This is a genomic window from Halobacillus sp. HZG1 (assembly GCF_035818575.1).
Classification (GTDB): Bacteria; Bacillota; Bacilli; order Bacillales; family Halobacillaceae; genus Halobacillus; species Halobacillus litoralis.
This window is the reverse complement of sequence record NZ_JAYLVQ010000012.1, coordinates 26,645-35,071: the sequence shown is the minus strand read 5'-3', so window position 1 is coordinate 35,071 and position 8,427 is coordinate 26,645. Positions and strand designations below refer to the sequence as shown.

Annotated in this window: 9 protein-coding genes; 3 read left to right on the top strand and 6 right to left on the bottom strand. The window is 43.0% G+C overall.

The window, feature by feature from the left end:
* Window positions 1–446 precede the first annotated feature (446 nt).
* Window positions 447–1,007 (top strand): CotY/CotZ family spore coat protein, encoded by a 561-nt coding sequence (locus VKA52_RS01125; RefSeq protein ID WP_160914204.1) that lies wholly within the window; start codon window positions 447–449, stop codon window positions 1,005–1,007.
* Between the two features lie 39 nt (window positions 1,008–1,046).
* On the opposite strand, the gene VKA52_RS01120 is transcribed toward VKA52_RS01125, so the two are convergent.
* Window positions 1,047–1,526: a hypothetical protein gene (locus tag VKA52_RS01120; RefSeq protein ID WP_326313902.1), complete on the bottom strand. Its 480-nt coding sequence runs from the start codon at window positions 1,524–1,526 to the stop codon at window positions 1,047–1,049.
* Window positions 1,527–1,530: 4 nt separating this feature from the next.
* A complete protein-coding gene (locus VKA52_RS01115; RefSeq protein ID WP_206948397.1) occupies window positions 1,531–1,992 on the bottom strand; it encodes a DinB family protein in 462 nt (153 codons plus the stop codon).
* Between the two features lie 152 nt (window positions 1,993–2,144).
* Between VKA52_RS01115 and VKA52_RS01110 the strand changes: the two genes are divergently transcribed.
* Complete coding sequence (locus VKA52_RS01110; protein WP_160914198.1) at window positions 2,145–2,981, top strand: STAS domain-containing protein; 837 nt, start codon at window positions 2,145–2,147, stop codon at window positions 2,979–2,981.
* Here VKA52_RS01110 and VKA52_RS01105 read toward each other — a convergent pair.
* The gene (locus VKA52_RS01105; RefSeq protein WP_326313901.1) at window positions 2,978–3,775 is read right to left on the bottom strand and encodes a nucleotidyltransferase domain-containing protein; all 798 of its coding nucleotides are present in this window, start codon (window positions 3,773–3,775) and stop codon (window positions 2,978–2,980) included. The genes VKA52_RS01110 and VKA52_RS01105 overlap by 4 nt on opposite strands.
* A 105-nt stretch (window positions 3,776–3,880) precedes the next feature.
* On the opposite strand from VKA52_RS01105, the gene VKA52_RS01100 reads away from it, so the two are divergent.
* Window positions 3,881–4,801, top strand: coding sequence for a nuclease-related domain-containing protein (locus VKA52_RS01100; protein WP_326313900.1), 921 nt, complete (start codon window positions 3,881–3,883; stop codon window positions 4,799–4,801).
* Window positions 4,802–4,972: 171 nt separating this feature from the next.
* Here the strand turns inward: VKA52_RS01100 and VKA52_RS01095 are convergent, their stop codons facing one another.
* From VKA52_RS01095 to proC, 3 genes are read right to left on the bottom strand one after another with little or no spacing between them, the layout of a single operon-like run.
* Window positions 4,973–6,232, bottom strand: a complete 1,260-nt coding sequence (locus VKA52_RS01095; RefSeq protein ID WP_326313899.1) for a glutamate-5-semialdehyde dehydrogenase — start codon at window positions 6,230–6,232, stop codon at window positions 4,973–4,975.
* Window positions 6,233–6,252: 20 nt separating this feature from the next.
* Window positions 6,253–7,383 (bottom strand): glutamate 5-kinase, encoded by a 1,131-nt coding sequence (proB, locus tag VKA52_RS01090; RefSeq protein WP_326313898.1) that lies wholly within the window; start codon window positions 7,381–7,383, stop codon window positions 6,253–6,255.
* A gap of 39 nt (window positions 7,384–7,422) precedes the next feature.
* Window positions 7,423–8,265, bottom strand: a complete 843-nt coding sequence (gene proC, locus VKA52_RS01085) for a pyrroline-5-carboxylate reductase (protein ID WP_326313897.1) — start codon at window positions 8,263–8,265, stop codon at window positions 7,423–7,425.
* Window positions 8,266–8,427: the final 162 nt, after the last annotated feature.

The window sequence follows — 8,427 nt, the reverse complement described above, 5'->3', positions numbered from 1 at the left end:
GTTGGGAAGCTGCGAGACTCCCGTGGGAGAAAGGAGATCGGCGAGATCCCGCAGGGCGTAGCCCGAGGAAGCTCGCCACTCCCCCACAGGAAAGCGAGTAGCTTCCCAGCCATCCCCGACGCCCAATAAGGTAACGAAACCCGAAAACATCTCGAAACTGAGTCTTCAAGAAACCTGCCATTTACTTTAATAAGGAGAAATAAAAAAAGATGCCAGTGTACGCTGGCATCAGACCGTAGGGAAATTTTCCATGGCGTGGTAAACCATGTACCTCGAGCTTTCGTGAACTCTCAGTAATATAAAGTATGCCCGTATCCTCTCATTGCCTTGGCATTCACCTAGTATTTTTACAAACTATGAAGATTCTTAGAATAATAGGCAACTATACAAGCACTCTCTATGAATAGCCATAGAATGTATAGAAAAACAAAGAAGGAGATGTTTTAATGAGTTGTAAAGGAAAAGATAACAGCTGCGTTCGCGATGTGATCAAAGAAATCATCAAAGCTCAAGATGAAGTGGCTGCTTTGATGGATAATGGGTGTTGTGATGTCAGCTGTGAGCGTTCCATCCGTGATTTGCTTTCACCTGCTGATGAAACTCCACGTAACACTACTGTTCCATTCATTTTGTACTGCAAAGACTGCAAGCCATTCGTCGGAAGTGGTGTCATTCGCAAGCAACTGGGAATGTCTGAAAACACATTTCTTGATTGCCTAAGCTCTCCAATTTTCAGAGCTAAAAAATTCACGAATGATGGAAAATGCGTGAAGCTGGAGCTTTTGATCCCTGTTACAATGGGAGGATCACAACCAGAGAGATCCTGTAACGGAAAACATGTGTGTGACTATTTCCCAGGAAACTCTATCCGTAATCTTCGTGCGACAGGAGTCTGCATTACTGTAGACCTTGATTGCTTCTGCAGCATCACATGTCTAGAGCCTACTACTCCATTGATGGCGACACGCCAGGAAATGGACGACGCTATGTCTCAATTCGAAGATTAATTAAAAAACGTGCATGGAACCTTGTTCCTGCACGTTTTTTTACATAATAGATACACGGATCGGATAATAAGCGCGCGTAACTTCTCCATCTGTGTTCTCCCACTGGACCCCGATACGGTAAACCTTTTCTGAATCATCCAATCCATAGACTTCAAAACTGGTACCATCTACAGAGGTGGTAGTAACGGAGTTGGTATCCATTTTATCGTAGAAGATCATATCTGGGTCTCTTGTAGAGAAACTCAATGTTATTTCTGTGGACCTTTGCAACTCATAATCTTTTATCTTCAGTTCTTTCTCCAATTGAGAAATGGACCGCTGCTCTTCAGAAACAGAACAATTTTTCTCGTGTAGGCAAACAACCTTACCCTTTAAAGGATACGACTCTCCTTTTACTTCTAAAGTAATTTCCTGGATTGTATCTTTTTTGAGCGCTTCCTGCTTATCCTTTCCATTACTAAAGTAACTCACACTCAGAATGAATATTAATAGTGCGACAACGATGCTGTATTTTTTCATATGATTAACCTTTCACCACTGGATTCATCCCCCACCATCCGTTTCGTTTTCGAATGGTTACAATCTGTCCAATATGGTAAGCATTGTGCATGAATAAATTCGACAGGGTTTCTGCCCACATTTCAAGTTTTTCTTGACTGCAGGATAGAACCTCTTGTTTAAACATCGTCATGACCATTTGGAAGTCAGCCACTCTTGCATGCCACTGCACTTGTCCGTGATTTTGAAACGTATCATAGTGGCGCGGGCGTTCAGCGACTTCCTCTCCGCGGAATCGACTTAAGTAACGTTCATTGTAAAAATAAAGATGATGCACAATTTCAGCAATAGAATGGTGCTGGTCATGCAGTTTCTCCACCGCTTGTGGTTCTTCCAATTCTCTTACGGCATAATTGAAACAGACAAACCAGCTGTTTTCATCATGAACAGATCTCAACTGTTCCAATAACACTTCTCTAAGAGCCATGTAAAACACCTCCTTGTTTGGATATTCCCTTTTTTAATAACCTTAAGTCAATCCTATTGGAAAGATTAGTTATTCCATTTATAATGAAGATAAAGGATGATCCTCTCACATTCACACCTATAGAGGCTCATTTTATAGAGAGGAGCTTGCGAATGGAAACGAACCAAGCTTTACACGACTTTCTTCTCCATAAAGCGAAAGTTTTAACAGAAGAATGGTACAATTCATTAAATCAACATGATGTGTCAGGAGTATATGCATCCAAAGATTCGGAAACCGTCAAAAATCTAAAAGCACAAAATTATGAATTTCATAAATATATGCGTCAGCTTTTTATCCTTGACCGCGATGAATTCTTCAGCCAAATCAATGGGTGGATTATTGAAATTGGCAGAGACCCCAACCATTTAAATACACCAACACATGAAATTATCCGGGAATTCATGCGTGTTCGTGAACAATATCTGGATTTTCTGGAAGAGTTTATCCTCCAGCATGAAACCCCTGTTTCCCGAGATCTGGAAAATGAATGGAAACGTTTGTTAATTGAAGTCTTTGATGAAATCATGTTCAAGGTTTCAGAAGAAAAGTCCAACCAGCTGAATAAAAAGATTGATCACCAACGCACGGTGATCAACGAATTAAGTTCACCTCTTATACAATTATCAAACGACCGTGCCCTTCTTCCGCTGGTCGGTAATATCGATACCGAACGTGCTACATCGATTCAGGAGAACACCTTGAAAAATTGTACGGAAGAGAACATCGATGTTCTCTATATCGATCTATCAGGTGTTTATCTCGTCGACACCATGGTGGCCCAGCAGATTTTTCAATTGATTGATAGTTTACAATTGATCGGTGTTTCATCGACCGTTGTCGGTATTCGACCGGAAATTGCTCAAACAGCTGTGCAGCTCGGTGTCGATTTCAAAAATGTCACAACTACCGCGACGCTTTCCCAAGCGATGGCCGGTCAATCCTTTTAATCACCAGAACTCCCTGCCAAGGGGGTTCTATTTTTTATTACTTCAATCATTCTCTTTAAAAAAGGAAGGGTATAGGTTTCATATCCCAGACACTCCTCGAGCCACTCCAAATGTTTTTCCATCATAACAGCCATTTGGCCTACAGCCTTATCATGTTCCTCTAATGAAACCGAGCGATATACGTTCTCCATCTCCTGAACGTGAGCAGATGGAAGTGCATATGGGACAGTCTTCAAGCCAAGCTGTGCTCGATCCGGTGCGTATTTTTGTAAAAGAATCTTCCCCACATTCACACCTATATCGTTAGCTACCTTTACAGCCCAAATGTCATTCCCACGATCAGCCGCTTTCTTGTATTGCAGGAAGAAGAAAGCAATGTCATCGACCGCATATAAAAAATCCTTTTCAGATAAATAGAGATTCTGATGAGGTATATGCTTTGCCATACGTTGTTCCGGATCATAGAGAACACGGAAGAAATCTTTATGTACGAGCGTTTCCTCAGTAACTGTAAAAAGGTCGACGTGCAGGAGATTTTCATATACAGCAATAATTTGAGGAGCGATAATAAAAATATCATCATAGAAAATGATAGGCTGATAGCTTTGAAGGTGCTTTTGTCTATTATTCAAAAATGCTTCTTTGTCGGCCTCGTCAACCAGCACATACAAATCCACATCTGAGTGATCATCTTCCTCTTCCCGGCCCATCGAGCCTTTTAGGAAAACAGCCTTCACAAGATTATCTTTCTGCAAACTTTCCGTTATCGTTTCTACTGCTTCTCTCTGTCTCATCCTACCCCTCCTAAAGATAAAGATTACATCATCATATAATAGAATGAATTTTTTGTAAAAGGAGTTTGAATATGCCTCGAAAAAAATCACTAGAACTTTTAAAGCTTGAATCTCTTCTTCATCGAATTTCCTACCCGTCATCCTCTCAGAGAAGAAATAGCAACCCGCCTGGGCCGCTTGTCTGCCGGGCATTTTGGTGAAACAACTGTTGATTACTACATGGAGTACTTGCCGGGAAGAAGCATACAGGATGTCAGGCTCCATGATGGTGTGCGGTCTTTTCAGATTGATGCGCTTCTCCTTTATCAGGAATGCTTGGTCCTTCTAGAAATAAAGAATTATAAAGGAGAGTTGCAGTTCGACCTCGACCACAGGAAACTTTTAAGAACGGTAGAAGGAAAAAGTGAGATATTCCAGGATCCTTTTGTACAAGTGGAACTGCAGAAATTTCAGTTACAACGCTGGATAAAGATGTCCGGCTTCCCCTCCATCCCTATCTACTCTTTCATAGTCATCGCAAACTCGAACGCCTCCCTTACCTTTCAAGGAGCAGACCTTAGTAAAAGAAAAAGAGTCCTTCTCGTTAAACAGCTCCCTACTTATCTCACAACATTAATCGAAGGTTGCAAAGGAGAGAGCGCATGGACTGAAGATCACTTGGAAGAATTCTCATCAAGGGTTAAAGCAGCATATACCCCTCACCATTCAGACGTCATTTTAGAATATGGTCTTTCAAAAGATGAGCTCAAATGGGGTGTTCCGTGTCCTTCTTGTCGCATACTAGGCATGGCGCGGCGACGTGATCATTGGCTTTGCGGACGGTGTGGAACGAAATCTAAGGATGCGCATTTACATTTGTTAAGAGATCATCAATTACTGATTGGAGACACGATTACAAATGCAGAGTTCCGCGTTTCTGCGGGGATCGGTTCCGTTAAGGTTGCGCGTACTCTCTTAAACCAATGTTGCTCCCACAACAACCGCCACTCCAAAGCAAGAATATATACGATAGATTTAATTAGGTAACTTTCAAGAGTCGTTAAGTCACTTTCGTTACTAGTTAGGTCACTTTAAATTCAGTTAGGTCACTTTGCGATCGCGTTAAGTCACTTTCGACCCACGTTAGGGCACTTTCCTCCCGTCCTCAGCGCAAAAAAAGAAGGGAAACTCCTGAGAGTCTCCCTTCCGCTAAAAACCTTATCGGATCTGGCCGGTACCCTTCATCAAGAACTTCACTGTCGTCAGTGCAGGAAGCCCCATCGGGCCACGGGCATGTAATTTTTGGGTGGAAATACCGATTTCAGCTCCAAAGCCTAGCGCACCACCGTCTGTGAAACGTGTGGACGCATTGTGATAAAGTGCGGCAGCATCCACAAGTGCAAAGAATGTCTCTGCTGCTTCTGCATCTTCGGTCACAATCGCTTCTGAGTGTTTCGTACCGTAAGTTTCAATGTGTGCTATCGCATCGGTTAGATCATCCACAGCTTTCACGGCAATATCTGTGCTCAAATATTCGTTCGCCCAGTCGTCTTCACCGGCAAGTACAGAACCCGGAATGATATCCAGGATATACTCATCGCCGTGCACAGCAATGTTGTTTTCTATCAAGGCAGCGATAAGTGCGTCTTTATTGTCGTTCAACCATTCTTTGTGGACAACGAGTGTTTCAGCAGCGTTACATACCGCCGGACGATCTGTTTTCGCGTTCACGAGAATGTTGATCGCTTTCTCAACATCGGCATGTTTATCCACATAGATGTGGCAGTTCCCAACACCTGTTTCGAGTACAGGTACTGTTGCATTCTCAACAACAGCCTGGATTAGCTTGCCGCCACCACGTGGAATGAGTACGTCGATGTGCTCTTTCATTTTGAAAAGTTCATTCGTTGCGGAACGGTCTGTAGAGGCAATGAATTGTACCGCTTCTTTCGGAATCTTCGTTTCTTCAAGACCACGGTGCATGACTTCTACGATGGCCTGGTTTGAGTTGATCGCAGAAGATCCACCTTTCAGTACAATGGCATTACCGGATTTCAATGCTAGACCAGTTGCATCAACGGTTACGTTCGGGCGCGCTTCATAAATCATACCGATGACACCTAGGGGTACAGTTACCTTTTCAACTTGCAAGCCATTTTCAAGCGTCCAATCTGTCACTACTTGACCTGTTGGATCTTCAAGTTTGGAAACATCGCGTAACCCCTGAGCAAACTCAGCGACACGCTCTTGAGAAAGAGAAAGACGGTCCATAAATGCATCAGTGAAGCCTTTTTCACGACCGTTGGCCAAATCTTTCTCATTAGCAGCTAGAATCGTCTCGTATTCGCGTTCAAGTACATCAGCTAAGTGACTTAGCGCCTGGTTTTTCTCTTCTTCAGAAAGGATCATCAATTTTTTCGAAGCTTTCTTCGCTTCAATTGCTTGTGCTTCAACGTTCACATTCGTTGTTAGTGTCATCAAAGACCTCCTTGATTATTTTAAACACCTACGGGCAGGGCAACGTCTAAGTGGCAGACGAAATCTTTGCGTTCGATGGCTGCCTGTTCATATGATTCAAGTTCAGGTTCTGTCAGGCTGATCATTTTTTCCATCTCTTCAGAAGAGTAGTTGACAACGCCTAGTCCGATCTCATCTCCATCAAGTCCGTGAATGCGGACGACGGCACCTTTTTCAAAACGTCCTTTTACATGATGAACGTTCATAGGAAGAAGACTCTTCTTCATTTCAACGATCGATTCTTTCGCACGATGGTCGATAATAACTTCACCTTCAGGTCCAGAGTTGAAGGCAATCCACTGCTTCTTCTGGTCAAGGTTTTCAGAGTCTGTCGTTGTTTCAAAATACGTTCCTGTTGCATCTCCGTACACAGCATCATAAACGATGTTCGGTGTATTTGCCTTTCCTAAGAAGGAAGAGATGCCCGATGCCATGGAAATTTTGAAAGCGTCAATCTTGGACTTCATACCGCCTGTGCCGACTGCACTACCTGGGTCACCAGCTGCGGCTTCAATTTCCGGGGTAATTTCGTGGACTTTATCAAGTAGTTTAGCATCTTCATTCTTTCTAGGGTCTGCATCGTAAAGTCCGTCAATATCGGATAGAATGATCAATTGATCGGCATCGACAAGGCCTGCGACTTTAGCAGAAAGTGTGTCGTTATCCCCGAATTTCAAACGATCGATCGTAATCGTGTCATTTTCATTGACGATCGGAATAATGCCGCGCTCAAGCAGGACATTAATCGTGTTACGTGCATTGTTATAGCGGTCTTCATCAGAGAAGTCGCTGCGAGTAATGAGGATCTGTGAACCCATATAACCGTGGGATAGGAAAAGATCGGAATAAGATTCCATCAACAATCCTTGGCCAATGGATGCAGCTGCCTGTTTTTCAGGTAAAGAGCTTGGGCGCTCAAGACAGCCGAGTTTACGATAACCTGCGGCTACAGCTCCTGAGGATACGAGTAAAACCTCGTGGCCGTCGTCTTTCAGTTGGACGACTTCATCTACTAATTTCTCTAATTTACGGCGGCTAACTTCTCCGTGCATACTAGTCAGGGAACTACTCCCTATTTTAATAACTACCCTTTTTTTATCTTGACTCAACATATCACTCCTGTTTAACATTTTCGCATCGATTTACTTCGTTTATTTACTGCCTACAAGTAGTCCTTCAAGTTCTTTGCTCAATTCTTTCGAACGACTGGCTGCTCCTTTGATCGCTTCAGAGATGGCATAACCTCCGCCAGCCTGATCAAGAGCGTTCAGCCCTGCTGCTGTCGTACCATTCGGTGAGGTCACATTTTCACGTAGTTCTGTCGGGCTTTCATCACGTTCAAGCATCATTTTTGCTGCTCCAAGCAATGTTTGTGCTCCGATTTCACGAAGAGTTTCACGATCCATGCCTTCTGCACGGCCTGTTTCTTCAATGTGTTCCATCAAGTAATAGAAGTAAGCAGGTCCGCTTCCAGCTATTCCTGTAAAGACGTCCATTTTATCTTCTTCAATGATGAAAACTTCACCAATGGATTTCATTAATTCTTTCGCGACAAGTACATTGTCCATGTCCGCGAAACGTCCTGGTGAGATAGCTGTCGCCGATTCGCGAAGCATGCTTGACGTATTCGGCATCACACGGATGACCTGTTGTCCGTCGTTCAATCGATCTTCCATATATGATGTTGAGATTCCCGCAAGTACAGAAACAAGCACTTGGTTTGCTGTCAATTTATCTTTCAAATCGGCAAGTACTGCATCAATATCTTTTGGCTTCATCGCCAAAATGAACTGATCGACTTCTTGAAAGTTCAATTCATCTTTTAAAACTGTGCGTACGCCGTATTTATCATTGATTGTGTTTAAACGTTCCTGATTACTTCTATTGGTCACGATGATGTTCTCAGCTGGAATATTACCGGATTCCACCATGCCTGAAATCATCGCCTCAGCCATAGAGCCTGCACCTAGAAAAGCAATCGTTTGTTTAATCATATTGGGTTAATCTCTCCCGTTCGCATTTTTTGTTCGCTTTATTTAAGACGTTTTTCATCATAACACTGGGCAAAACTTATTCAAGGGGTTTTTGGCAAGTCGGGTCTATATACGCCAATTAGTTAGTGTAAACGGTTTCATGGAGAGGTATTTCCAATTCAT